The sequence below is a fragment of the Rhodospirillales bacterium genome, assembly GCA_016872535.1.
In the GTDB taxonomy this organism is placed as follows: domain Bacteria; phylum Pseudomonadota; class Alphaproteobacteria; order Rhodospirillales; family 2-12-FULL-67-15; genus 2-12-FULL-67-15.
Genome location: VGZQ01000046.1, coordinates 1 through 25,394 on the forward strand (window position 1 = coordinate 1; position 25,394 = coordinate 25,394).

Genomic DNA, 25,394 nt, shown 5'->3' on the forward strand with positions numbered 1-25,394 from the left:
GCCATGGACCGCGACAAGCGCTGGGAGCGGGTGGCGCAGGCTTTCGCGTCCCTCGTCGACGGCCGAGGGGAACGGGCGGGTTCGCCGCGCGCCGCCGTCGAAGCCGCCTATGCGCGCGGCGAAACGGACGAATTCGTCAAGCCGACCGTGATCGACGGTTACGCCGGCATGAAGGACGGCGACGGGCTCTTGATGGCCAATTTCCGCGCCGACCGGGTGCGTGAAATCCTGGCCGCGCTGGCCGATCCCGCGTTTTCCGGTTTCGCGCGGGCACGCGTTCCCGCTCTCGCGGCTCGGCTCGGCATGACCGAATACTCGGCCGAACTCGACCGGTTGTTCCTAGCGCTGTTCGAAACCGAAAACCTGACCAAGATCCTGGGCGAGGTGGTTGCCGATGCCGGCCTCAACCAGCTCCGCATCGCCGAGACGGAGAAATACGCGCACGTCACGTTCTTCCTCAACGGCGGGCGCGAACAGGAGTTCCCCGGCGAAGAGCGCATCCTGGTGCCGTCGCCGAAGGTCGCGACCTACGACCTGAAGCCGGAAATGTCGGCGATCGAAGTGACCGATCGGCTGGTCGAGGCGATCGACTCGGGCCGTTTCGACTTGATCGTGGTCAACTACGCCAACGGCGACATGGTCGGCCACACGGGCGTTCTTTCCGCCGCGATCCGGGCGGCGGAAACGATCGACGCTTGCCTCGGCCGGCTGGAGCGCGCGCTGATCGAGGCGGGCGGCGCCATGCTGATCACCGCCGATCACGGCAACTGCGAGCAGATGGCGGACCGCGCCACCGGCCAGGCGCACACCGCCCACACGCTCAACCTCGTGCCGGCGATCCTGGTCAACGGCCCGGCGTCGATAGTCGGTTTGCGCGACGGGCGGCTCAGCGACGTGGCGCCGACGGTGTTGGGATTGATGGGCCTCGCCCAGCCGAGGGAGATGACCGGGGAGTCCCTGCTCGTGTCCGGGTCCGCGGTCAAGGCGGCCGGACGGCGATGACCGGTGCCGGTCGCGCGCTATTGCGAACGCTGGCGTTCGCCGTCGTTTGCGCGCTCGGATCGGCTGCGGCCTGGTCCGAGACCAAGGACGATCCAGGCCGCCGCCTGAAGCAGCTCGAACAGGACATCGCGCGCGATCGCGAGCAAAGCGAAAAACTCAAAAAGCGCGCGGCCGAGCTGGCGGTCGAGATCGAGCAGGTGCGCGCCCGCGCCGTCGCCGCCGCCCGCGTCGCGCAGGACGGCGAGCGGACGCTGGCTCGCTTCGAAACCGAGGTCGCCGCGCTCGGCCGCGCCGAAGCCATGGTCGCCGACCGGCTGCGCGCGCGCCACGCCGAAACCGGCAAGGCGGTGATGGCGTTGCAGCGGCTCGCCCTCTATCCGCCCGAGGCGATGTTCGCCCATCCGGCACCGCCTTCGGACATCGTGCGCGGCGCGATCCTGCTGCGCGCGGCCGTGTCCGAGATCGAACGCCGCGCCGCCGATATCCGCACCGATCTCGATGAAGTGCGCGCGTCCAAGGCGGAAGCGGCGCGGGTCCTCGCCCGCCATGCCGCGGCCAAGGCCAAGCTCGACCAGGAACGCCGTGCGTTGGAGGAAACATTGGTGCGCCGGTCGGCGCTGGCGCAGGAAGCGTTGGCCGAGACCAAGGCGTTGGAGCGTCGCCTCGCCCAATTCGCGGCCGAGGCGAAGGGCCTGAACGAATTGCTGGAGCGCCTTGAGGCGGAAAAGGCACGCCGGCGGACCGAGACCGCGGCTGCGGCGCGGCCGCGGTCCCCGGCGACGTCGCTCACGCCGTCGACCACCCCGTTCGCCCGCTCGCGCGGGCAGCTGCCGACGCCGGTGGTCGGCCAGGTGGTGATCCGCTACGGGCAAGCGGCGGCGACGGGGCTCACGCACCGCGGCGTCACCTTTGAAACCCAGGCCGGAGCGACCGTAGTCGCGCCGTTCGCGGGGTACGTCGTATTCGCCGACGTATTCCGCGGTTACGGCCAACTCTTGATCCTCGATCACGGCGACGGGTATCATACGCTTCTCGCGGGGCTTTCCCGCATCGACGGCGTTCCCGGCCTGTGGGTGGAGACGGGCGAACCGGTCGGCGTCATGGGCGAAGGCGACAAGGGCCTTCCCCGCCTCTACGTGGAAATTCGCCGCGGCGGGCAACCTTTCGACCCTCTGCCCTGGCTCGCGGCCAACAACGGCAAGGTGAGCGGATGAACAAGACAACCTTCGCGGCGTTCGCGCTGGCATCATGGACGATCGGGTCGGCGTGGGCTCTTCCGGCGGTAGCCGAAGAACCCAAGAACACCCCGGAGACCTACCGGCTGCTCAATTTGTTCGGCGACGTGTTCGAGCGCGCGCGCGCCGATTATGTCGATGCGACCACCGACGAACAGATGATCGAGGCCGCCATTTCGGGCATGTTGAGCGCGCTTGATCCCCACTCGAGCTACCTCAACGCCAAGAGCTTCCGCGAAATGCAGGTCCAGACCCGCGGCCAGTTCGGCGGGCTCGGCATTCAGGTGACGATGGAAAATGGCTTGGTCAAGGTCATTTCGCCGATCGACGATACGCCGGCGGCGCGCGCCGGGATCGAACCCAACGACATCATCACCCACCTCGACAAGGAGCCGGTGCAGGGCCTGACCCTGGAGCAGGCGGTGGAAAAGATGCGCGGCAAGATCGGGACCGACATTCGGCTCACCGTCCGTCGCGGCACGCGCGACCCATTCGATGTTACGCTGACCCGCGCCGTCATCCAGGTCGATTCGGTACGCGCGCGGCTGGAAGGGAACATCGGCGTCATCCGCATCTCGTCGTTCAACGAACAAACCGACAAGAGCCTGCTCAAGGCGATCGAAAAGCTGCGCGCGGACGCCAAGCCGTTGCAGGGCGTGGTGCTCGATCTCCGCAACAATCCCGGCGGCTTGCTCGACCAAGCGGTCGCGGTTTCCGACGCGTTTCTCGACAAGGGGGAAATCGTTTCCACCCGCGCGCGCAAGGCCGAGGACATTCAGCGCTACAACGCCAAGCCGGGCGACGTGCTCGGCGGCTTGCCGATGGTGGTGCTGATCAACAGCGGCTCGGCCTCGGCGTCGGAAATCGTCGCCGGCGCGTTGCAGGATCACAAGCGCGCGATCCTCATGGGCACCAAGTCGTTCGGCAAGGGATCGGTGCAGTCGATCATCCCGCTCGCCGGGCACGGCGCCATGCGGCTTACGACCGCGCGCTACTACACGCCGTCGGGACGCTCGATCCAGGCGAAGGGGATCGAGCCCGACATCGAGGTGAAACAGGCGCGCATCGAGGAAACGCAAGCGCCCGCCCGTCGCGGCGAGGCCGATTTGCGCGGCGCCCTCGACGCTCCCAAGCCGGAGGAGAAGCCGGCCGACGGCAAGGCGCCCGAATCCAAGCCGGAATCGAAGCCGAGCGATCCCGCCCAGCCGGGACAAACGCCGGAGGCGCAGGATTACCAACTGCGCCGCGCGCTCGACCTGCTGCGCGGTCTGGCGTTGTTCGGCGCCGCGCCGACATCCGCGCCGGCGGCGGCACCGGTCAAGACTCGCTCCTAGGCCGCCCGACGGAGGATCGCGGACGTGGCCGCACCGCCCAAGGCGAAGCCCCGGCCTAAGCCCGAACCCGAACCGGAAGAGGACGAGGCCGACGGCGAAGAGAAGCCCAAGCGGCGCTTCGACTTCCGCGCGTTCGGACGCAAGGTTTTGGGCGCGAAGCTCGGCGGCAAGCTGTTCGGCCCGGCGCGGCCGGTGCCGTCGGAGGGCGAGGAGGAACCGGAGGAGGAACCGGACGAGCGCGAGGCCTCCGCCGACGAGGACGAGCTCGACGAAGACGGCGCCCCCAAGAAGAAAAAAAAGAAGGGCCTCACCGCCGTTTGGCGCGGGCTCGATAAGAAGAAGAAAATCGCCGTCGCCGGCGCGAGCGGTTTCCTGGTTTTGCTGATGGTCGCCGGCGGCACCTGGTGGGCGTTGACGCCAAAGCCGAAAGTGGAGGCGGCGCGGCCTCGCCTCGAGGTCGGCGCCCGGCTGCAATCCGCGCTCGCTCCGCCGTCCGCCGAGGAAGAAGCGCCAGCCGCGGCCAAGGGCAAGGCCGCGGCCAAGGGCGGCACGGGCGGTGGGTTGAACGTATTGGTGTCGCCGCAAGCGACCGGCGCGATGCTGGCCGTGCCGGCGGTCAACCAGGACGCCTTCGCGCGCATTCCCGACCGGCCGTCCGATCCGCCCTTGGTGCCGGCGCCCGACATCGCCTTGGTCGAGCAAGTTTCGGCGGGGTCGTTGCCCAGGATCGGCCGCGACGGCCGGCGACCGTGGCAGGTTTACGCCGGACCCGGTCCCGCGGCGGACGATGTGCGCCCGCGCATCGCCATCATCATCGGACGACTCGGCCTCAGTCGTCCGAGCGGAATCGAATCCATACGCCGTCTGCCCGGCGTCGTGACGCTCGCCTTCGATCCGACGGCCAAGGGCATTCCCGACTGGATATCCCGCTCCCGCCAGGCGGGCCACGAGGTGTTGCTCATCCAGCCGGTGCGTTCGGTCAAGTTTCCGATCGTCGACGAAGGGCCGGCGGCGTTGCAGGCGGCGCTGGCTCCGCCCGAAAATCTCAAGCGCCTTGAGCAGACGCTGACGCGCGGCGCGGGCTACATAGGCGTCATCACTACCCCGGAGGGTGATCTGGTTGTCCAGGAACAAGCGCTCCGTCCGGTGATGGAAGAACTGCACAAACGGGGCCTGATGATCGTGGATGGCGGCGGCACGCAAAACACCTTGGTGCCGAGGGTGGCGACCGCACTCGGCCAGCCGTCGGCCGTGGTCGATGTCATGATCGATGCCGAGCCGTCGCGCGCCGCCATCGATGCCAAGTTGGCCGAGTTGGAAACCATGGCCCGCGGCGGCAAGGCCGCGGTCGGGTTTGCGCAGGCGTATCCGGTAACCCTCGACCGGCTTGCCGCCTGGATCCCGACGCTCGCGGGCAAGGGGATCGCGCTGGTGCCCGTTTCGGCCGTCGCCGGGCGGCAGGTTCGCTGACCGTGGTGCGGACGAAAAAAAAGCGCCCTTATCGCAAGGGCGCGCGGGCGAATCTTCGCGCGCATCGGAAGGATCGCCCTTATCGCAAGGGCGTCGGCGCGGTTCTGTTCGACAAGCAGGGTCGCGTGCTGGTGGCCCGCCGCCTCGACACCAGGACCGCGGCTTGGCAGCTGCCGCAAGGCGGTCTCGACGCGGGCGAAAACCCGCGTCGCGCGGTGTTGCGCGAACTGGCCGAGGAAATCGGCACGTCGCGCGCCCGCATTATCGGCGAAATGCGCGGCTGGCTCGCTTACGATCTGCCGGCGCCGCTGGCGGCGCGTTCGTGGGGCGGCCGTTACCGGGGCCAAAAGCAGAAATGGTTCGCGCTCCGCTTCGAGGGAACCGACGCCGACATCCGGCTGGACGCCGGCGGCCATCCCGAGTTCGATGCCTGGAAGTGGATCGACCTTGAAAAACTGCCCGCGCGGATCGTCGCCTTCAAGCGCCCGCTCTACCGGGCATTGGTGGAGCAATTCCGCCGTTTCGCAAAACCGGCTAAGATCGTTCCGGCGCGGCCGAAAGCGAAACGCCGGAGCCGCACCCCGCCAAGGAGGCTCAGACGATGAAAGCAATCGCTCTCGCCACGTTTCTTGCCTTCGCGATCCTGACGCTGGCCGGCGCCGCCCGGGCCGAGAACGTCGACATTTTCAAGGGCGTCACCACGGCCAAGGTGGTGTGGGACGTGACCCAGGGCGACGAACGCCGGTTCAACAGTCAGGTCGCCCTGATCGGCCGGACAGCCGAATCCCTGAGGAAAAAAGGCATCACGCCCGACTTCGTCGTCACGATCCGCGGCCCGGCGACCAAGTTCGTGACCAAGACCCTGGACAAGACCAATTTCGAGAAGGACAAAGACAGCATCAAGAACATGGCCGGAGCGCAGGACACGATCCGGAAGCTGAGGGATGGCGGCGTGCCGGTCGCGGTCTGCGCCGAGGCCATGAAGGTCCAGAAGGTCGGACTCGACAACGTCCAACCGTTCGTTGTGGTCGCCGACAACGTCTGGGAAAACCTGATCGTGCTGCAGAACAAGGGCTATGCCTACATTCAGGTTGACTGAACGACGGGTTTCTCCCGATGCGGAGCGCGGCCGGCGATGAAGGCCGCGCTCGTCACCGGCGCCGGACGACGCATCGGCCGTGCCATCGCGCTCGCGTTGGCGGAAACGGGCTGGTCGATCGCGATCCATTACAATCGCTCGGCCAAGGACGCGGATGAAACCGCGGCCGCGATCGCGGCCCGGGGCGGCCGGGCGCAAACGGTTCAGGCCGATCTCGCCGACGAGGACGCGACTCAATCCCTGGTCGAACGCGCCGCGCGCGCGATCGGGCCCCTTACCCTGTTGGTCAACAACGCCTCGATTTTCGAAAACGACTTGTGGGACACGGTGACACGCGAATCCTGGAACCAGCACGTTCAAGTCAATTTGCGCGCGCCGTTCGTCCTGATTCAGGAATTCGCCCGCCGCCGCCCGCCGGGCATTCCCGCCAACGTCGTCAACCTGATCGACGAGCGGGTTTGGAATCCGACCCCGTATTTCGTCTCCTACACGGTGAGCAAGATGGGCTTATGGGGACTGACGCAGACCTTGGCGCTGGCGCTGGCGCCCGAGGTGCGCGTCAACGCCATCGGACCCGGTCCGACCTTGCAAAGCGCCCACCAGACGCCCGAACAATTTCGCCGTCAATGGTCTATGATGCCATTGCGTCGGCCGATCGAGGTCGATGAAATTTGCCGCGCGTTGCAGTTCATTCTTGACGCGCCGTCGATGACCGGGCAAATGATCGCTCTCGACGGCGGCCAGCATCTGGGCTGGGCGCAACCCGGAAACGCGACATCGCCGGTCGATTGACATCCCGCAACCGAACCCACGTAATCTTCCGGACACCGTGACCTCCGAAACCGCAAAAATCGTCCAACTGCCGCGCATTGCCGACGGGCGCGCCGGGGTGCGCCACGTGTTCGTGCGCGACCTCGTTCTGTTCGGATCGATCGGCGTCCACCGCCACGAACGGGAAGCGGAACAGCGCATCCGGGTCAATCTCGACCTCGCGGTTAGCGAGGGCGCCGAGCCGGTGAACGACAAGCTCAACAACGTCATTTGCTACGAAAAGATCGTCACCAAGGTCAAGGCGATCGTCGGTCGCGGTCACGTCAACCTGGTGGAAACGCTCGCCGAGGACATTGCCGCCATGTGTCTCGCCGATGCCCGCGTCCGATCGGTCCGGGTGCGGATCGAGAAACTGGACATCGTGCCCGATGCCCAAAGCGTCGGCGTCGAGATCGAGCGTTTCAACGTTCCCGTCTGACGGCCGTCTCCGGCCGGCGGCGCCGGTCCGTTCATGCACATGCCGCCGCCGGCGGGTGGAACGATCGTCGGGTGCCGAGCGGCGGCCAAATGGGCGATTTTCCGATCCTCGCCATCCTCTGGTTTCGCGTTTAATATTAAGGGGTTGACAAGAACCGGATGGGGGGGCGCGCGCCCGCGACCGGAGGGCTTCCCGCCCGTTGCCCGCTGATTTTCCTGCGATTATCAACAATGTTATCCACACAACGCGGCGCGCCATGACCGAGCAGCAAACCACCGGGGCCACGGCGATCCGGTCCGAACTGGTGCGCCTTCCGGCCAAGCCCGGCATCTATCGGATGCTCAACGGCAAGGGCGAGGTTCTCTACGTCGGCAAGGCCAAGAACCTGAAGAAGCGCGTTCACGCCTACACCCGGCCCGAACGGCAATCCTTGCGCATCCGGCGCATGATCGCGGAAACGCACGGCCTCGAGTTCGTCACCACCCACACCGAGGCCGAGGCCCTGCTGCTCGAGGCCAATCTCATCAAGCGCCACCGGCCGCGCTACAACATCCTGCTTCGCGACGACAAATCCTTTCCCTCGATCCTGATCGCGCGCGACCACCTGTTTCCCCAGGTGCTCAAGCATCGGGGCGCGCGCACGCGCAAGGGCGACTATTTCGGCCCGTTCGCCTCGGCCTGGGCGGTGAACGAAGCCCTTTCGTTCCTGCAACGGGCGTTTCTGCTGCGCTCGTGCCCCGATGCGGTGTTCGCCAACCGCCGGCGGCCGTGCCTCCTTCATCAGATCAAGCGCTGTTCGGCTCCTTGCGTCGGGCGCGTCACGGAAGCCGAATACGCCCGCCAAGTCGACGACGCCAAAGCCGTTCTGGCCGGGCGCAGCCGGGAAATTCAAGACAAGCTCGCAGGCCAAATGCAGGAGGCGAGCGATCGCACCGATTTCGAGGCAGCGGCCGAGTTGCGCGACCGCCTGCGCGCGCTGGCCCAGGTGCAGGCCAAGGCGCGCGTACACCTCTCCGTCGCGGCGGAAGCCGACGTGATCGCCGCCCACCAGGCGGGCGGCCAGACGTGCATCGAGGTTTTTTTCTTCCGTGCCGGCGCTAATTGGGGCGACCGGGCCTATTTCCCCGCCCACGGGCGCGAGGACGAGGCCCCGGCGGTGCTTGAGGCGTTTCTCGGGCAATTTTACGCGGCCCATCCGCCGCCCCGGCTGATCCTGCTCAGCCACCGCCTGCCGCACCGCGCGCTGGTGGCCGAGGCGCTCGCCCTTCGCGCCGGACACAAGGTCGAAGTCGAAACCCCGGCGCGGGGCGAGAAACGCGCGGCGGTCGAGCACGCGCTCGCCAACGCGCGCGAGGCGCTGACCCGGAAGCTCGCCGAAAATGCTTCCCAGCAAAAACTGCTCGGGGCAATGGCGGCGACATTCGGGCTGGACGCCCCGCCCGCACGCATCGAGGTCTACGACAACAGCCACACCCGCGGCACCGCCGCCGGTGGCGCCATGATCGTGGCGGGGCCGGAAGGATTCGTGAAAGGTGCCTATCGCAAGTTCAATATCAAATCCGAGGACCTTGCCCCCGGCGACGACTACGCCATGATGCGCGAAGTGTTGAGCCGCCGCTTCTCTCGCGCCCTCAAGGAGGACCCGGACCGCGCGTCGGGACAATGGCCGGATTTGGTGCTGCTCGACGGCGGCGCCGGGCAGTTGTCGGCGGCAAGCCAGGTTCTCGCCGATCTCGGGCTGGGTGACATCGCGCTCGCCGCCATCGCCAAGGGGCCCGACCGCAACGCCGGCCGCGAGCGCATTTTTATGCCGGGGCGCGAGCCGTTCCGGCTGGAGCCGCGCGATCCGGTATTGTATTTCATCGAGCGTCTGCGCGACGAAGCGCACCGCTTCGCGATCGGCGCCCATCGCGCTAGGCGCGGCAAGGCGCTCACGCGCTCGGCGCTCGACGAAATTCCCGGTATCGGCGCGCGGCGTAAGCGGGCGCTGCTGCACCATTTCGGCGCGGCCGAGGTGGTGTCCCGCGCGGGATTGGCGGATTTGGAGCGCGTGCCGGGCGTCAGCCGCGCGATCGCGCGTCGAATCTATGCCTGGTTTCACCCCGAGGGATAGGGTCTAAAATAGCGGGTAACCGGTATTCACCACTCTCCGAGCCGCGCGCCATGACGTTCAAGTTGCCCAACCTCCTGACCTATTCCCGCATCCTCGCCGTGCCGGTGGTGGTGGTGCTGATGCTGGTCGAACGTCCGCTCGGCAACTGGTTGGCGCTCGGGGTTTTCGTCGCGGCCGGGGTTACCGACATTCTCGACGGCCATCTCGCGCGCCGGTGGGGCCAGCAATCGAGTCTTGGGCGGATTCTCGATCCCATCGCCGACAAGCTCCTGGTCTCGGCGGTGCTGCTGATGCTGGTGGGTGTCGACACGTTGGGCGGACTGACGTTGCTGCCGGCGGCGATCATTCTTTGCCGCGAGATCCTGGTGTCCGGTTTGCGCGAATTCCTCGCCGATATCCGCGTCAGCGTGCCGGTCAGCCAGCTGGCCAAATGGAAAACGGGCCTGCAGATGGTGACGCTCGGATTCCTGATCGTCGGCGATGCCGGGCCGGAGTTCGGCCCTCTGTCCACGACCGAGATCGGCGTCCTCGGGCTTTGGGTTGCGGCGGTGCTGACCGTCGTTACCGGTTTCGATTACCTCATGGCCAGCCTTCGCCATCTCGGCGTCGTCTCCCGGCGGAAATCGCCGCAGGCCTCGGAGGGGCAATGAAGGTTTTCGGCCTCGCGGGCTGGAGCGGCAGCGGCAAGACCACCCTGGTGGTCAAGCTGCTGCCCGAATTGATCGGCCGGGGATTTTCCGTCTCCACCATCAAGCACACCCATCACAGCTTCGACATCGACAAGCCGGGCAAGGATTCGTACGAGCACCGTCTCGCCGGCGCCAACGAAGTGATGATTTCGTCGTCGGTGCGCTGGGCGCTGCTGCACGAATTGCGCGGCGAGCCGGAACCCGACCTCAAGGCGCTCATCGCCCGGATGAAGCCAGTCGACATTCTGCTGGTGGAAGGATTCAAGGCTTATCCCCATCCCAAGCTCGAAATCCACCGTCCGGCGCTCGGCAAGCCGCTGCTCTGCCTCAACGATCCGCACGTGGTGGCGGTGGCGAGCGACGCCTTGCCGCCCGACCTGCCGGTGCCGGGCTTCGCGCTCGACGACGTGGCCGGAATCGTCGACCACATTCTCGCCACCCTTCGGCTGGGGGCGCCGGTTCGTCATGGCGCAGCTTAAGGACGATTGCTTCGCCTTCGCGGGCGGACTGATCGCGCTGCCGGAGGCCGAGCGGACGCTGATGTCGCGAGTCGCGCCGGCGGCCGAAGCCGAGGAGGTTACGCTCGCGGCCGCGCTCGGGCGTATCCTCGCCGAGGACATCGCCGCGACCCGCGACGTGCCACCGCACGACAACGCCGCGGTCGACGGCTACGCGGTCTATGTCGCCGATCTCGATCCCAAGGGCGAAACACGCTTGCCCGTGACCGGACGAGTCACCGCCGGTCATCCGCTGGGGCGTCCCGCCAAACGGGGCGAAGCCATCCGCATCTTCACCGGCGCGCCGATTCCGTTCGGGGCTTCGGGCACGACCGCGGACGGACCGGACACGGTGTTCATGGAAGAAGACGTACGCGCCGAGGGGGGCGTAGCGTTCTTTCCGTCCGGCTTGAAGAAGGGTGCCAATCTCCGCAAGCGGGGCGAAGACATCAAACGGGGCGACGCCATCCTGCGTCGCGGCCGAAGGCTTCGGCCCCAGGACCTCGGCGTCGCCGCCTCGGTCGGCCGGGCGCGGCTTTCCGTCTACCGCCCGCTCAAGGCGGCGGTCTTTTCGACCGGCGACGAGGTGCAGGATCCCGGCCTGGGCGGCGACGCGCTCGAGGGCGGCCGCATTTTCGATTCCAACCGTTTCGCCATCATGGGGCTTTTGCGCGAACTCGGGCTCGAGGTGTCCGACCTCGGCATTCTGCCCGACCGCGAACCGGCGATCCGCGAGGCGCTGGGCACGGCCGCGCGCGGGCACGATCTTCTGGTAACCTCGGGGGGCGTCAGCGCCGGCGAAGAAGATCACGTCAAGGGTGCCGTCGCCGCGATCGGCGGGCGGATCGATCTCTGGCGCCTGGCGATCAAGCCGGGCCGGCCGGTGGCGTTCGGCGCCGTCGGCGGCGCCGCGTTCGTCGGCTTGCCGGGCAATCCGGTCGCGGCCATGGCCACCTTCATGCGCATCGCGCGGCCGATGATCCTCAAGATGTCGGGCGCGAACGAATCCGAAATCGTGCCGTTGCGTTTCAGCGTCGCGGCGGATTTCGCCTACGACAAGAAGGCCGGAAGGCTGGAATGGGTGCGCGCCAAGCTGGTACCCGACGCCGCCGGCGGCATGCGCGCGCGCAAGGTGCGCGGCTCCGGCTCCGGCATCCTGACGTCGATGACCGAGGCCGACGGCCTGGTCGAGCTGACCGAGGAGATCGTACGGGTCGAACCCGGCCAGCCGGTGAATTTTTTGCCCTTTTCGGAGTTGCTGACATGACCGTGCGGATTCTGTATTTCGCCTATTTTCGCGAGCGCGCCGGGCGCGCGAGCGAGGATGTTTCGCCGCCCGGCGATGTGACCACGGTCGCGCAGTTGATGGCGTGGCTCGCGGCGCGAGGCGAAGGGCGCGAAAAGGCGTTCGCCGACGCGGCGCTGGTGCGCGTCGCCGTGAACCAGAACTATGTTAAGATGGATCACCCGATCAAGCCGGGTGATGAGGTCGCGTTTTTTCCGCCGGTGACGGGCGGCGCGACCGGAGGAGGGGCCGCATGATCCGCGTGCAGCGCGAAGACTTCGACGTCGGCCAGGAACTCGCCCGTTTCGGCGCGGGCAACGCGAAGATCGGCGGCGTCTGCGTCTTCGTCGGCCTGGTGCGCGATATGACCGACGACGGAAACGCCGGTCGGACCAAGCCGGTCGGCGCCATGACGCTCGAACACTACCCGGGCATGACCGAAACCGAAATCGGCCGTATCGAGGCCGAGGCCCGCGCGCGCTGGCCGCTCGAGGACACGCTCGTCATTCACCGCTACGGGCGGCTGGCACCGGGGGACCGCATCGTGCTGGTGGCGACCGCGTCGGCGCACCGCGAGGCGGCGTTCGAATCGTGCCGGTTCCTGATCGACTGGCTGAAGACCAAGGCGCCCTTCTGGAAACTGGAGGAAACGCCCCAAGGCGGCCAATGGGTCGATGCGCGCGCGTCCGACGACGCGGCGGCCGCGCGCTGGGCGAAAGCGGTGAAGTCCGGTTCATGACCCGCGACCCCGACGACGAACGGGCCGAAAAATGGCCGCTCAAGGCCTATAAGAATCCGCGCTTTCTCGCCAGCCGCGACGCGCGCTCGGTGCGCATGCTGGCGGAATTCGAGGAACCGAAGTCGCGCTTCGCCCGCTACGACATTTCCGACACCATCGTGTTCTTCGGCTCGGCCCGCCTGCTGCCGCGCGACGTCGCCGAAGAACGGCTCGCCGCCGCGCGCCGGCACGGCGGCGACACGGCCGCTGCGGAACGGGCGCTCGCCATGTCGCGCTACTACGAAGAATCGCGCCAGCTCGCGTCCCGCCTGACCGAATGGTCGAAGGGTCTCAAGGACCCGTCGCGGCGCTTCGTCGTTTGCACCGGCGGCGGGCCGGGCGTGATGGAAGCCGCCAATCGGGGCGCTTCCGAGGCCAAGGGACTCAACGTCGGGCTCAATATCTCGATCCCGCACGAGCAGGCAGCCAATACCCACGTCACCCGCGAGCTCACGTTCGAATTCCACTATTTCTTCATGCGCAAATTCTGGTTCGTCTATCTCGCCAAGGCGATCGTCATTTTTCCGGGCGGATTTGGCACGCTCGACGAATTCTTCGAGGTGTTGACGCTGGTGCAGACCCGCAAGCTGCGCAAGCCGATGGCCATCGTTCTTTACGGCACGCCCTATTGGAAGGAAGTCCTCAACCTCGACGCCATGGTCAAGCACGGGACCATCGATCCGCCCGACCTCGAACTGTTCAAAAGCGCGGACACGGTCAGTGACGCCTTCGCCTACATCACCGGTCGGCTGGAGGGCGTTCTGCCGTTGCCGGGCGCGAGCCTGTAACGTCGGGCCGATCCGCGCACCGCCTGAACGGTCACCTCCATTTGACAGGGTTTGGTGATTTCTGTGTAATATTCTCTTTCCGGCGGGTGTACGGGCGCCGGACCGGGGCCTGGCGGGAACGGCCGCCAATCGAGGGGACACCCAGATATGCGCGTTGCGGACCCAGCCACCGGGGCGGCAGCCGCCAATGCGGCTTCTCGTCCGCCGCTCATTTGGGCCGAACGCCTTTACAAGAGGTTCGGCGCGCTCGAGGTCTTGAGCGACATCTCGTTGACGATCGGCAAGGGCGAGGTGGTGTCGATCATCGGTCCCAGCGGCTCGGGCAAAAGCACCTTGCTGCGTTGTTTCGCGTTGCTCGAGGAGCCGAGCGAAGGTCGGATTTGGATGGAGGGTTCCATCATCGCCTGCGCGCCGCCGGATCGCGAGGTCGCGCGACGCATCCGCCAAAATCGGCCCGAGATCGGCATGGTGTTTCAGAATTTCAATCTCTGGCCCCACCTGACCGCGCTTGAAAACGTCATCGAGGCTCCGATGCGGGTCAAGGGCATGACCCGCCCCGAGGCGGTCGCGCTTGCCGAAGCGCTGCTCGGCAAGGTCGGCTTGACCGAAAAACGCGACGAGTATCCGTCGCGCCTTTCCGGCGGCCAGCAGCAGCGGGTCGCCATCGCCCGCGCGCTGGCTATGAATCCTCACGTCATGTTGTTCGACGAGGTGACATCCGCCCTCGATCCGGAACTGGTGCAGGAAGTGCTCGGCGTCATGCGTCAGCTCGCCCGCGACGGCATGACCATGCTGGTGGTGACCCACGAAATGGGATTTGCCCGCGACGTCTGCGACCGCGTCATCGTCATGAGCGACGCTCAGATCGTCGAAGAAGGATCGCCCGATGTCATCTTTCGCGCGCCGAAGCATGAACGCTCGCAACGTTTTCTGACGACCATCATCAATCGTTGAACGACAACCAGGGAGAACCATCATGAATCGAACTAAAACATGGATCGGACTTATGGCCGTCTTGGCCTTTGTCGGCGCGCTGGCGCTGGCAACGACCGAAGCCGCGGCCCAAGCGAGGGAATCGAATTTGGTGCGGGTGACAAAATCGAAGAAGCTGCGGGTTTGCATCTGGCCCGAGTACTACGCGATTTCGCACAAGAATCCGACCACCGGTAAGCTCCAGGGCATCGATATCGACGTCGCCCAGGCGCTCGGCAAGGAGCTCGGCGCCGAGGTGCAGTTCGTCGAGACCTCGTTCGGGGCTTTCATCGCCGATATGCAGGCCGACAAATGCGATATCTGCATGTTCGGTCTGGGGGCCACGCTTCCGCGCGCCCGGGCGGTCGAATTCAGCGAACCCTACATTGTCACCAGCATCTATGGCGTTACCCGCAAGGATCATCCGAAAATCAAAAAATGGACCGACCTCGACCAGGACGGCCTTGTCGTCGCGGTGGCGTTGGGCAGCTATGTCGAGACCTTCATGAAGGGGTATCTGAAAAAGGCGAAGGTTCTTTCGGTGCAGCCGCCGGCGACGCGCGAAGGCGAAGTCGCGGCCCGGAGGGCCGACATTCTGATGACCGATTACCCGATCGCCAAGAAGCTCGAGTCGCTTCACGACTGGGCGTCGATCGTCGCCCCGACCGAGCCGCTGGCGGTTACGCCCTACGCCTATGCGGTCCCGCAGGGCGACCAGGTGTGGCTCAACTACATCAACCTGTTCGTGCAGACGATCAAGCGCGATGGGCGGCTTTTGGAATACGCCAAGAAGAACGGTCTTGAGCCGGTCGTTCACCTGAAATAACGCGCGGAAGCGCCGTCGACGCCGCGCCCGCGCGGGGGCAACGCCTCCGCGCGGGCGCTCGCTCGCGCCGGCGCGACACGCAAGGGAGGTCGTGCGATGACCTATCAGTTTCGCTTCGACGCCGTCTGGAACAATCTGCCCTTCTTGATGGATGGGCTTTGGCTGACGGTGGCCATCTCGTTTCTCGCGCTCGCCATGTCGATGGTGCTGGGGCTAGTGGTCGCGCTCGTGCGCATGTCCAAAAACCGCGCCGTTTCGCTTATAGCCGCGGGCTACGTCGAAATCTTCCGCGACACGCCTGTCTTGGTGCAACTGTTCTGGTTCTATTACGTGCTGCCGATTCTGCTGGACGTCCAGATCTCGGCCTTCGGCGCGGCGCTGACAGGGCTTACGCTCCATTCGGCGGCCTACTTGGGCGAAGTCTACCGGGCCGGCATCCAGGCGGTGCCGAGCGGTCACGTCGAGGCCGCCAAGGTGCTTGGCCTCAAGCCGGCGCAGACATTCGCCCGGATCGTTCTACCGCAGGCGTTTCGCACGATCTTGCCGCCGCTCGTCAACAATTTCGTCGATCTGATCAAGCTTTCGTCGCTGGCGTCCGTGTTCGCGGTCGGCGAGATTACGCGCAAGGCGACCGAGCTCAGCGCGGCCACCTTCCGACCGCTGGAGATCTTCACGTTTATCGCGGTCATCTATTTCTTCATCTGCTGGCCCCTATCGCTGGCCATGCGCGGGTTGGAGCGGCGCTTGCACGTCCATGTCCGTTGAGGGGTGATGGAAACCATGCTCCGACGCCGATCCCCTGACGCCGCGACGCGGCGAACGCTTGCGGCGGACGTCAAAATAAGCCGCGATAAACTCGTCGACTTTTGTGTGCGCCTGCTCCGCGCCAAAAGCGAAAATCCGCCCGGCGACACGCGGGCGGTGGCGAAGGTCGCCGCCGCGATCTTGCGCCAAGCCACGGGCGCCGAGGTCGAATTAATTGTCTCGGAACCCCCGATCGCCAACGTGGTGGCGCGCATGAAGGGCAACGGACCGGGGCGGCGGCTCGTCTTCAGCGGGCACCTGGACACCTTTCCGGCCGGCGATCTTTCCCGCTGGACCGTCGATCCGTTCGCGGGTGTACGTAGGGGAGGCCGGCTCTACGGGCGCGGCGTCTGCGACATGAAGGGCGGCATCGCCTGCTCATTGCTCGCCTTTCTTCTCCTCGCCGAGCGGCGCGAAGCTTGGCGGGGCGAGGTGGTGGTGGCGCTCGCCGGCGACGAGGAAACCATGGGCGTGCGCGGCGCGGAATTTTTGCTCGACACCGTGCCCCATGTCACCGGCGACGCCATGATTTGCGGCGATGCCGGCTCGCCCAGGGTGCTGCGCTTCGGCGAAAAGGGCATGATCTGGATCGAGGTGACGGCGCAGGGTCGGCCCGCCCACGGCGCACACGTCCATCTCGGCGCCAACGCGCTCGAACGCCTGATGGAGGCGCTCGCCCGCCTGAGGGATTTGCGGCGTGTGCCGGTACGCGCACCGCGCGCGGTTACGGCCGCGATCCGCGCGGCTCGGTCGGTATCCGAACCGCTCTCCGGTGCCGGCGAGGCGAAGGTTCTGCAGTCGGTTACCGTCAATTGCGGCATCGTTTCGGGAGGGACGTCCGCAAATCTCGTTCCTGCGGCGGCGCGCGCGAGCCTCGACATCCGCCTGCCGGTCGGCGCGACGACGGCCGGGATCGAAGCGCGGATCGAGAAGTTGCTCGGCTCCTTGGCCGGAATCGATTATCGTATTGTGCGGCGCTACGAGCCGAACTGGACCCCGCCCGATCACGTTATCGTACGCCTGCTGAGGGCGAGCGGGCGCGAGGCGCTCGGGGAAACGCCCGTGGTCAACATGCGGGTCGGCGCGTCCGATTCCCGTCTTTATCGTCGGCGCGGGATACCCTCGGTCGTTTGCGGGCTCACGCCCCACAATATGGGAGGGGCCGACGAGTATGTGACCTTGAAGGATTTGTTCGCGGTCGGGTACATGCATACCCTGACGGCGTTCGATTACCTGTCGGCAGGGAAGGGCGATCCATGACACGCACCGATATCGGCGACGACGAGTTATTCAAGTGTCCGGGCACGTTCATGGGCGTTCCCTATTCGCACGATCTCGCGAATAGCCGGGCGGCGATCCTGGGAATTCCCTTCGACTGCGGCACGCATCCGAGCCGTATCGGCGCCCGACAGGGGCCAAGCGCCATCCGCCAGCAGTCGGGCCTTGTCAGGCCTTATCAGCCGCCGCATGCCGACTTCAACCCTTTAACGCGCCTCAATGTCGTCGATTGCGGCGACGTGCGCCTGACCCCGAGCGCGATCGAGGAATCGTTCGCCCGGATCGAGGAGGCGGTGTGGCGGATCGCCGACGCCGGCGCGATTCCGCTCTCCATGGGCGGCGATGGAGCGGTGACACTGCCGCAGCTTCGCGCCATGCATCGGAAATATCCGGGTCTGGCGGTGCTGCACATCGATGCTCATACCGACACCTATCCCGGGGACGGTGACGTGCGCCAGCGCTACAACACCGCGACCACCTTCACCCGCGCCGCGGAAGAAGGGGTCGTCGATGCTCGCAACTCGATCCATGTCGGCCCGCGCGGCACCGTGCATACGCAGCACGTATTCGAACATACCCGCGAGAAGGGCTACGAGTTGATCGACGGCCAGGAGCTCAACCGGCGCGGCTACGACGACGTCATCGCCCATGTGCGCAAGCGGCTGGCCGGCCGACCGATCTATCTGTGTTTCGATATGGATTTTTTCGATCCGTCGTGCGCGCCCGGGGTATGCACGCCGACCTGGGGTGGAGCATCCGCGCGCGAAGGGTTGACGCTGCTGCAACGGCTCGCCGGCCTCGACTTTGTCGCCTTCGACGTCAACACCGTGAGCCCGCCCCACGACATTGGCGGCATGACCGCGTTCCTCGCCGGCACCGTGATGCTGGAGTGTCTGGCGCTGGCATGCCGACGCAATGAGTTCGAGTAAGCGGCCGTTGCCGGGCGCGAGTCTGTAACCTAATATCGGTTCCGTTATGTCTTCCCTGGGCATTCGCCTCGCCGCGCTGGCGGCGGGAATCGTTTTGGTCGCGTTCGCGGCGTGGATATTTCGCGCCGACGCGCTGACCTCGGGGCCGATGCGCGCGGCGCTCGCTGTGCTCGGCTTCGGTCGGGAGGCCCCGACGGGTGCCGGACCTGCCGCCGGCTCGGGAGGGCCCAAGGGCGGCGTACCAGTCGAAACCGCCAGGGCCAATGCAGTAAGGCTCGCCGAGACCGTGCGCGCGGTCGGCACGTTCCGTTCCGACGAATCCGTGATCGTGCGGCCCGAAATCGCCGGCCGGGTGATCGAAACGCCGTTCGCCGAAGGCCAGGTGGTGGAACAGGGCGCGCTGTTGTTTCGCCTGGACGACAGCATCGCCAAGGCCGAACTGGTCGAAGCCGAGGCCGCTTACGTGCTCGCCCGCCAGAACAATCTGCGCGCGCGCGAACTGCTGGAAAAAGGCGCCGGCACCGCGCGCGCGCGCGACGAAGCGCTGGCGCGCATGGAAATGGACCGGGCCCGTGTCGAACTGGCGCGCGCGCGCCTCGCCAAGACCCGTATCCAGGCGCCGTTCACTGGCATCGTCGGGCTGCGCCAGATCAGCGTCGGCGATTACGTCGCCGCCGGGCAGGACCTGGTCAATCTCGAAAGCATCGATGCGGTCAAACTCGATTTCCGCATCCCGGAGCGTCATCTCGCTGTGCTCGCCGTCGGGCAAACAGTCGCGGCCGAGGTGGACGCCTTCCCCGGACGGTCCTTCGACGGCCGAGTTTACGCCATCGACCCGCAAATCGATCCCGCGGGGCATTCCATCGCCGTGCGCGCGCGGCTGCCGAACCCGGAGCGCCGGCTGCGCCCCGGCCTGTTCGCGCGCGTGACGTTGACGGTCAGCGAAAGCGGCGAGTCGATCTCCATTCCCGAACAGGCGATTCTGCCGCGCGGCGAGAAGTTTTTCGTTTACAAGGTGATCGACGGCAAGGCGGCGCTGGCTTCGGTCGAGATCGGTCGCCGCGTCGCGGGCCAGGTGCAGATCGTGCGCGGTCTGGCGCCGGACGAAGAAGTCGTGACCGCCGGACAGATGAAACTTCAGGACGGCGCGCCGGTTCAACCAATCGGCGCGCGGCCGGCCCAGATGCCTGCGCCGTCCGCCGCGCCCAAAACGGGATCCTGACGGGAAGACGACCATGATTTTGTCCGACGTCTGCATCCGTCGCCCGGTGCTCGCCACGGTGTTGAGCTTGGTGGTGGTGCTGATCGGGCTGGTCGCCTACACCCGCCTGTCGGTGCGCGAGTATCCCAACATCGATCCGCCGGTGGTGACGATCGACACCCGCTATCCCGGCGCCAGCGCGGAGATCGTCGAGACCCAGATCGCCCAGGTGCTCGAGGAATCGCTCGCCGGTATCGAAGGCGTGAAGTTCCTGACCTCGGTCAATCGCCAGGAGCAAAGCCAGATCACCGTCACCTTCCGCCTCGGGCGCGCGCCCGACGCGGCCGCCGCCGACGTGCGCGACCGGGTCAGCCGGGTGCGCAACAAGCTGCCCCAGGATATCGACGAACCCCTGATCCAGAAGGTCGAGGCCGACGCCCAGCCGATCGTCTGGCTCGCGTTCTTCAGCGACCGCCATTCGACCCTCGAAATCACCGATCACGCCGATCGCCACGTCAAGGATCAGCTGCAGACACTGCCCGGAGTGGCCGAAGTGCGCCTTTACGGCGAGCGCCGCTACGCCATGCGCGTGTGGCTCGACCCCGAACGGATGGCGGCCTACGGGGTGACGCCCCAGGACGTGGAAGCGGCGCTCAGGACCCAGAACGTGGAAGTGCCGTCGGGCCGGATCGAAAGCGTGGCGCGCGAATTCACGGTGCTCTCCGAAACCGACCTGCGCACGCCGGCCCAGTTTGACAACCTGATCATCCGCCGCGACCGGGGCTATCTGGTCCGCCTCAAGGACGTCGGGCACGCCGAGCTCGGCGCGCTCGACGAACGGCGCATCGCGCGCTACCGCGGTAATCTCACCATCGCGCTCGGCGTCGTCAAGCAGGCGACCGCCAACCCGCTCGACGTGTCGACGGCGTTGCGCAAGGAAATGCCGCGGGTGCTGGCCGCGTTGCCGGAGGGCATGAAGGTCGAGATCGCCTACGACAAATCCCAGTTCATCGAGGCCTCGATCAAGAACGTGCGCGCGACGGTGGGCGAAGCGGTGGTGTTGGTGGTCGCCATCATTTTCCTGTTCCTGCGTTCCGTGCGGGCGACCCTGATTCCGCTGGTCACGATCCCCGTATCGCTGCTGGGCGCCGCCGCGCTGATGTACGCCCTCGGCTTTTCCATCAATACCCTCACCTTGCTGGCCATGGTGCTCGCCATCGGCCTGGTGGTGGATGACGCGATCGTGGTGCTCGAAAACATCCATCGTCACATCGAAGGCGGGCTTTCGCCGATCGAGGCCGCGTTCAAGGGCGCCAAGGAAATCGGTTTTCCGGTGGTGGCGATGACGCTGACGCTGGCCGCCGTCTACGTCCCGATCGGGTTGATGGAAGGAACCACCGGGCGATTGTTCACCGAATTCGCCTGGGCGTTGGCCGGCGCGGTACTGGTGTCCGGCTTCGTTGCCTTGACCCTGTCGCCGATGATGTGTTCGCGCATGTTGCGCCACGAAACGCGGGTGAATGCCGTTTCGGCCGCGGTCGGCGCCGCGATCGACAGGCTGATCGCGCTTTATCGCCGTTCGCTCGTGTGGTCGCTCAGGCGCCTCGGCCTGGTACTCGGGATCGGCAGCCTCGCGGCGTTGAGCGGTGTCGCGCTTTTCACCCAGTTGCGCTCCGAACTCGCGCCGTTCGAGGACCAGGGCGTGATGGTCACCGTGGTAGTCGCGCCCGAAGGCGCCACCATCGGCTACACTGCGGCGCACATTCGCCCGATCGAAGATATCTTCCGCGCCGTGCCGGAAGTGAACCGCTATTTCGTCGTGGCCGGGTTCCCGACCGTGGCCCAGGGCATCGCTTTCGTGCGCACGGTGCCGTGGGAGCAGCGCAAGCGGACCCAATTCGAGATCGCGCAATCGGTGGCGCCGCAGTTGTTCGCCATTCCCGGCGTGCTGGCGTTTCCAGTCCATGCGCCGCCCTTGGGCCAGAACATCCGCTCCAAGCCGGTCGAATTCGTGGTGCTGACCTCGCGCCCCTACGACGAGTTGGCCGGCATGATGGACGCGCTGATGGCACGGGCGCGGACTTTTCCCGGGCTGATCAACGTCGAAAGCGACCTCAAGCTGAACGCGCCGCAGATTCGGGTCGCGGTCGATCGCGACAAGGCGGCCGAAATTGGCGTCGACATCGAGGCAATCGGTCGCACGCTCGAAACCATGCTCGGCAGCCGGCAAGTGACCCGCTTCAAGCGCGAAGGCAAGCAGTACGATGTCGTCGTCCAGGTCGCCGATCTGGATCGGCGCAACCCCGACGACCTCGCGCGCATCCATGTGCGCGCGCGTTCGGGCGAGATGGTGCCGCTCGCCGGCCTGGTCCGGCTCGAGGAACAGGTCGCGCCGCAATCACTCAACCATTTCAACCAGTTGCGTTCGGCGACGCTGACCGCGACTTTGGCGCCCGGCTACACCCTCGGCGAGGCGCTGGCGTTCCTCGACAAATCCGCCGCCCAGGTGCTGCCGCCGACGGCGCGGGTCGATTACGGCGGCCAATCGCGCGAGTTCAAGGAATCCAGCGCCGGCTTGACGATGACGTTTGCCCTGGCGTTGGCCTTCATCTATCTGGTGCTGGCGGCGCAATTCGAAAGCTTTACCGAGCCGCTCATCATTATGTTGACGGTGCCGTTCTCGATGACGGGCGCGTTGCTCGCGCTCAAGCTGTCCGGCGGCACCCTTAACATCTACAGCCAGGTCGGCTTGGTGACTTTGATCGGCCTGATCACCAAGCACGGCATCCTGATCGTCGAGTTCGCCAACCAGATCCGCGACAAGGGCGGTGATACCGTCGCGGCGGTGACCGAGGCGGCCGTGCTGCGGCTGCGCCCGATCCTGATGACCACCGGGGCGATGGTGCTGGGCGCGGTGCCGCTCGCGCTGGCCGTCGGCGCCGGCGCCGAAAGCCGCCGCCAGATCGGCTGGGTGATCGTCGGTGGCCTGCTGGTCGGGACGCTGTTCACCCTTTACGTGGTGCCGGCCGTTTATACGCTCGCGAAGCGCGCGGGCGCGAAGCTGTCTTCGCGCAAGACCGCCGTTGGAGAAGAAGCGCACCAGCCCGGCGAATGACGATTACGCCGCTTGGATGACTTTTTTGCCGACCAGGCGCTCGTAGTCCTCGGACAACGAACGGGTGATGGTGCCCGGCTGGAAATGGTAGGGGCCGATTTCGCCCACCGGGGTCACCTCGGCGGCGGTACCGGTCAAAAACACCTCGTCGGCTTTGGCCAGCTCTTCCGGCCAGATGGCGCGCTCGATCACCTCGATGCCACGCTTTTTGGCGAGATCGATCACCGTGCGCCGGGTGATGCCGTCGAGAAAACAATCGGGCGTCGGCGTATGCAGCTTGCCGGCAATGGCGAGAAAGACATTGGCGCCGGTCGCTTCCGCGACCTGGCCGCGCCAATCGAGCATCAGGGCGTCATGAAAGCCTTGGCGCTCGGCCGTGTGCTTGGAGAGCGTGCAGATCATGTAGAGCCCGGTCGCCTTGGCGTGCACCGGCGCGGTTTCGGGCGCCGGACGGCGCCATTCGGAAAACATCAGGCGGATGCCCTTGGTCTTGGCCTCGGGCGAGAAATAGGACGGCCACGCCCAGGCGGCGATGGCGACGTTGATGCGGGCAGCCTGGGCGGCGACGCCCATCATCTCGCTGCCGCGCCAGGCGATGGGCCGGACGTAGCCATCGACGATGTTATTGGCGGCGCAGACCTTGCGGCAAGCGTCGTCGATTTCGGCGACCGAGTAGGGCAGTTCGAAACCGAGCAGGCGCGCGGAGTTCGCCAGCCGCTCGGTATGCTCCGTCAGCTTGAAGATCTTACCGCCGTAAACCCGCTCGCCCTCGAACACGGCGGAGGCGTAATGCAGCGCGTGGGTGAGCACGTGCACCTTCGCGTCACGCCACGGCACCATGCGGCCGTTCATCCAGATCGATCCGTCGCGATCGTCGAAGGGTTTTTGGTCGGCCATGGTCGTCCTGTTCCGGGCGTTCAATGGGCGCGGCCCGCCGTCAACGGCCGCGCCCGGGACGCGATGTTAGAGGAATATTCGAAGGGCGCAACCCCTGGGCATGACGCGCGCCGGACGATGTGTCCCGATCGGAACAAGCGGCGTTCCCGGCCGTTTTTCGGACTACTTCTTGGGCGCGAATTGGGGGTGGGTTTCGAACGCGGGACCAGGCTTGGATTGGGTTTGCGTGGCCGGGTCGCGCAACGGCGGCGCGCGAGGGGTCATGTTCTTGTCCTTGGTTTCCTGGACCTTAACGGTTGTCCAGCCCAGGTCGCGCGGCGGTTCCGCGATCCGGCGACAGGGGGCGCTTTTCCCGGATGTTCCGCTTTTTATGGTTTGCTTCTGGCCGGTCACGTCGCCGGGGTCGATCACGTCGGTGGCGGTGTCCGACGTATCCTTGGGCGTGCCGTAGATGAAACCGATGCGAACGATGCCCTTGAGCCGGGCGGCGGTTTCGATCTCGCCCGCGATAACGTTGGAGACCCCATCCGAATCGAACCGGCCTTGGGCAAAAGGGATCGGCGAGCGCGATGACGCGGACATGATGGCCGCCCGCACCGCAGGCAGGTTGCGGCAGGTGTCGTTTGCGGTGGCGACGTTGGCGACGTGCAGGACAACCGTGACCGGAACCGTTCCGCGCTGGCCCGAGGCGGAGGCCGCGACCGCGGTGACGTTGGCCAATTGCACGTACGTCGTCAAATCCTTGGCGATGGCGGCCGTGGCCGCCGCGGTGAGCAGGGCGCCGCAGAAAAAGATTACGGTTCGCGAAAAAGCCATGATTCTTGAAATCCCGGTCGCATTGTCGCAAGCGAAGCTCCGCTCCGGCAACCGGAATTTCCGCCGGCATCGGCTCCCGGCGGCGCCGGCATGGCCTTTTTCCGGCCCCGGCGGCGATTATAATGTCGGCCATGCCCGCGCCGAACGAACACGCCCCCTCGGTTCCGCATGTCCTGGTGGTGGATGACGATGCCCGTCTGCGCGACCTCATCCGGCGCTATCTGGTCAACAACGGTTTTGTCGTGACCGCCGCCGCCGATGCGGCCGAGGCGCGCGCCTGCCTCAAGAGCTTCGATTTCGACGTCCTGGTGCTGGACCGCATGATGCCGGGCGAGGACGGCCTCGCGCTCGCGCGCGCGCTCCGCGCCGAACGCTCGCCGCCGGTTTTGATGCTGACCGCCATGGGCGAGCCCGAAGAACGGATCGCCGGCCTGGAAGCGGGCGTCGACGACTACCTGGTCAAGCCGTTCGAGCCGCGCGAATTGCTGCTCAGGCTCAACGCCATCCTGCGCCGGCTCGCGCAGCCGCCTCCGGCGCCCGTCGCCGAGGCGCCCGACGAGATCCGCTTGGGAGCATCGGTCTTTCGCGCCGATCGCCGCGAACTGACGCGCGCCGGCGAAACGGTGCGGTTGACGGAAGCGGAAGCGACCTTGTTGGCCGTGCTGGCCACGCGACCGGGAGAAGCGGTGGGGCGCGAGGAGCTGGCTCGTCTCACCGGCGCGTCGGGCGGCGGGCGTGCGGTCGACGTGCAGGTGACCCGCTTGCGGCGCAAGATCGAAGACGATCCCCGCAACCCCCGCCATCTGGTGACCGCGCGCGGACGCGGATATGCCTTGAATTTCGACTGAGCGGGGCGCGGCCCATGGAACCCATCGTCAAACAATACATGCCGAAGTCCCTGCTCGGGCGGACGATGGTGATCCTGATCACCCCGCTCGCGATCGTGCAGTTGATTTCGGCGATCGTGTTCTACGACACCCATTGGGGCAAGATCATGGATCGATTGGCGCAAGGCGT

General features: G+C 66.3%; 26 protein-coding genes. 24 read left to right on the forward strand and 2 right to left on the reverse strand.

Annotation, left to right across the window (positions count from 1 at the left end):
• The 22 genes from FJ311_10185 to FJ311_10290 all read left to right on the forward strand — a co-directional run.
• The coding region (locus tag FJ311_10185; GenBank protein MBM3951810.1) for a 2,3-bisphosphoglycerate-independent phosphoglycerate mutase at window positions 1–1,002 on the forward strand (1,002 nt) is incomplete at its 5' end.
• Window positions 999–2,216: a hypothetical protein gene (locus FJ311_10190; GenBank protein ID MBM3951811.1), complete on the forward strand. Its 1,218-nt coding sequence runs from the start codon at window positions 999–1,001 to the stop codon at window positions 2,214–2,216. The genes FJ311_10185 and FJ311_10190, both read left to right, overlap by 4 nt.
• Window positions 2,213–3,571, forward strand: coding sequence for a S41 family peptidase (locus FJ311_10195; GenBank protein ID MBM3951812.1), 1,359 nt, complete (start codon window positions 2,213–2,215; stop codon window positions 3,569–3,571). Before FJ311_10190 ends, FJ311_10195 begins: the two co-directional genes overlap by 4 nt.
• A 24-nt stretch (window positions 3,572–3,595) precedes the next feature.
• Window positions 3,596–5,041: a divergent polysaccharide deacetylase family protein gene (locus FJ311_10200; GenBank protein MBM3951813.1), complete on the forward strand. Its 1,446-nt coding sequence runs from the start codon at window positions 3,596–3,598 to the stop codon at window positions 5,039–5,041.
• A 5-nt stretch (window positions 5,042–5,046) separates the two neighbouring features.
• A complete protein-coding gene (locus tag FJ311_10205) occupies window positions 5,047–5,646 on the forward strand; it encodes an RNA pyrophosphohydrolase (GenBank protein MBM3951814.1) in 600 nt (199 codons plus the stop codon).
• On the forward strand, window positions 5,643–6,140 hold the full coding sequence (locus FJ311_10210) for a DsrE family protein (protein ID MBM3951815.1): 498 nt from the start codon (window positions 5,643–5,645) through the stop codon (window positions 6,138–6,140). The genes FJ311_10205 and FJ311_10210 overlap by 4 nt, the downstream gene beginning before the upstream one ends.
• 36 nt (window positions 6,141–6,176) lie before the next feature.
• The gene (locus FJ311_10215; protein MBM3951816.1) at window positions 6,177–6,932 is read left to right on the forward strand and encodes an SDR family oxidoreductase; all 756 of its coding nucleotides are present in this window, start codon (window positions 6,177–6,179) and stop codon (window positions 6,930–6,932) included.
• A gap of 37 nt (window positions 6,933–6,969) precedes the next feature.
• Window positions 6,970–7,389, forward strand: coding sequence for a dihydroneopterin aldolase (gene folB / locus FJ311_10220; protein ID MBM3951817.1), 420 nt, complete (start codon window positions 6,970–6,972; stop codon window positions 7,387–7,389).
• A gap of 256 nt (window positions 7,390–7,645) precedes the next feature.
• Window positions 7,646–9,502, forward strand: coding sequence for an excinuclease ABC subunit UvrC (uvrC, locus tag FJ311_10225; protein ID MBM3951818.1), 1,857 nt, complete (start codon window positions 7,646–7,648; stop codon window positions 9,500–9,502).
• A gap of 50 nt (window positions 9,503–9,552) precedes the next feature.
• Complete coding sequence (pgsA, locus tag FJ311_10230; GenBank protein ID MBM3951819.1) at window positions 9,553–10,152, forward strand: CDP-diacylglycerol--glycerol-3-phosphate 3-phosphatidyltransferase; 600 nt, start codon at window positions 9,553–9,555, stop codon at window positions 10,150–10,152.
• On the forward strand, window positions 10,149–10,670 hold the full coding sequence (mobB, locus tag FJ311_10235) for a molybdopterin-guanine dinucleotide biosynthesis protein B (GenBank protein ID MBM3951820.1): 522 nt from the start codon (window positions 10,149–10,151) through the stop codon (window positions 10,668–10,670). Before pgsA ends, mobB begins: the two co-directional genes overlap by 4 nt.
• Window positions 10,657–11,955: a molybdopterin molybdotransferase MoeA gene (locus tag FJ311_10240; GenBank protein ID MBM3951821.1), complete on the forward strand. Its 1,299-nt coding sequence runs from the start codon at window positions 10,657–10,659 to the stop codon at window positions 11,953–11,955. The genes mobB and FJ311_10240 overlap by 14 nt, the downstream gene beginning before the upstream one ends.
• Window positions 11,952–12,230 (forward strand): molybdopterin converting factor subunit 1, encoded by a 279-nt coding sequence (gene moaD / locus FJ311_10245; protein MBM3951822.1) that lies wholly within the window; start codon window positions 11,952–11,954, stop codon window positions 12,228–12,230. Before FJ311_10240 ends, moaD begins: the two co-directional genes overlap by 4 nt.
• Window positions 12,227–12,712, forward strand: coding sequence for a molybdenum cofactor biosynthesis protein MoaE (locus FJ311_10250; protein MBM3951823.1), 486 nt, complete (start codon window positions 12,227–12,229; stop codon window positions 12,710–12,712). The genes moaD and FJ311_10250 overlap by 4 nt, the downstream gene beginning before the upstream one ends.
• The gene (locus FJ311_10255; GenBank protein MBM3951824.1) at window positions 12,709–13,539 is read left to right on the forward strand and encodes a TIGR00730 family Rossman fold protein; all 831 of its coding nucleotides are present in this window, start codon (window positions 12,709–12,711) and stop codon (window positions 13,537–13,539) included. The genes FJ311_10250 and FJ311_10255 overlap by 4 nt, the downstream gene beginning before the upstream one ends.
• A gap of 147 nt (window positions 13,540–13,686) precedes the next feature.
• The gene (locus FJ311_10260; protein ID MBM3951825.1) at window positions 13,687–14,493 is read left to right on the forward strand and encodes an amino acid ABC transporter ATP-binding protein; all 807 of its coding nucleotides are present in this window, start codon (window positions 13,687–13,689) and stop codon (window positions 14,491–14,493) included.
• Between the two features lie 22 nt (window positions 14,494–14,515).
• Window positions 14,516–15,337: an amino acid ABC transporter substrate-binding protein gene (locus FJ311_10265; GenBank protein ID MBM3951826.1), complete on the forward strand. Its 822-nt coding sequence runs from the start codon at window positions 14,516–14,518 to the stop codon at window positions 15,335–15,337.
• A gap of 96 nt (window positions 15,338–15,433) precedes the next feature.
• Window positions 15,434–16,102, forward strand: a complete 669-nt coding sequence (locus FJ311_10270; GenBank protein ID MBM3951827.1) for an amino acid ABC transporter permease — start codon at window positions 15,434–15,436, stop codon at window positions 16,100–16,102.
• Between the two features lie 15 nt (window positions 16,103–16,117).
• On the forward strand, window positions 16,118–17,401 hold the full coding sequence (locus FJ311_10275; GenBank protein ID MBM3951828.1) for a M20 family metallopeptidase: 1,284 nt from the start codon (window positions 16,118–16,120) through the stop codon (window positions 17,399–17,401).
• 50 nt (window positions 17,402–17,451) lie between these two features.
• Window positions 17,452–18,348, forward strand: a complete 897-nt coding sequence (locus FJ311_10280; protein MBM3951829.1) for an agmatinase — start codon at window positions 17,452–17,454, stop codon at window positions 18,346–18,348.
• Between the two features lie 46 nt (window positions 18,349–18,394).
• The gene (locus FJ311_10285; protein MBM3951830.1) at window positions 18,395–19,570 is read left to right on the forward strand and encodes an efflux RND transporter periplasmic adaptor subunit; all 1,176 of its coding nucleotides are present in this window, start codon (window positions 18,395–18,397) and stop codon (window positions 19,568–19,570) included.
• A 13-nt stretch (window positions 19,571–19,583) separates the two neighbouring features.
• Complete coding sequence (locus FJ311_10290; protein ID MBM3951831.1) at window positions 19,584–22,664, forward strand: efflux RND transporter permease subunit; 3,081 nt, start codon at window positions 19,584–19,586, stop codon at window positions 22,662–22,664.
• A 3-nt stretch (window positions 22,665–22,667) separates the two neighbouring features.
• On the opposite strand, the gene FJ311_10295 is transcribed toward FJ311_10290, so the two are convergent.
• Together FJ311_10295 and FJ311_10300 are read right to left on the reverse strand one after the other, a co-directional pair.
• Window positions 22,668–23,561, reverse strand: coding sequence for a branched-chain amino acid aminotransferase (locus FJ311_10295; protein ID MBM3951832.1), 894 nt, complete (start codon window positions 23,559–23,561; stop codon window positions 22,668–22,670).
• A 162-nt stretch (window positions 23,562–23,723) separates the two neighbouring features.
• Complete coding sequence (locus tag FJ311_10300; GenBank protein ID MBM3951833.1) at window positions 23,724–24,377, reverse strand: hypothetical protein; 654 nt, start codon at window positions 24,375–24,377, stop codon at window positions 23,724–23,726.
• A gap of 122 nt (window positions 24,378–24,499) precedes the next feature.
• Between FJ311_10300 and FJ311_10305 the strand changes: the two genes are divergently transcribed.
• Together FJ311_10305 and FJ311_10310 are read left to right on the forward strand one after the other, a co-directional pair.
• The gene (locus FJ311_10305) at window positions 24,500–25,225 is read left to right on the forward strand and encodes a response regulator transcription factor (protein ID MBM3951834.1); all 726 of its coding nucleotides are present in this window, start codon (window positions 24,500–24,502) and stop codon (window positions 25,223–25,225) included.
• Between the two features lie 14 nt (window positions 25,226–25,239).
• Window positions 25,240–25,394, forward strand: a 155-nt coding sequence (locus FJ311_10310; protein ID MBM3951835.1) for a two-component sensor histidine kinase, incomplete at its 3' end; no start/stop codon positions are given.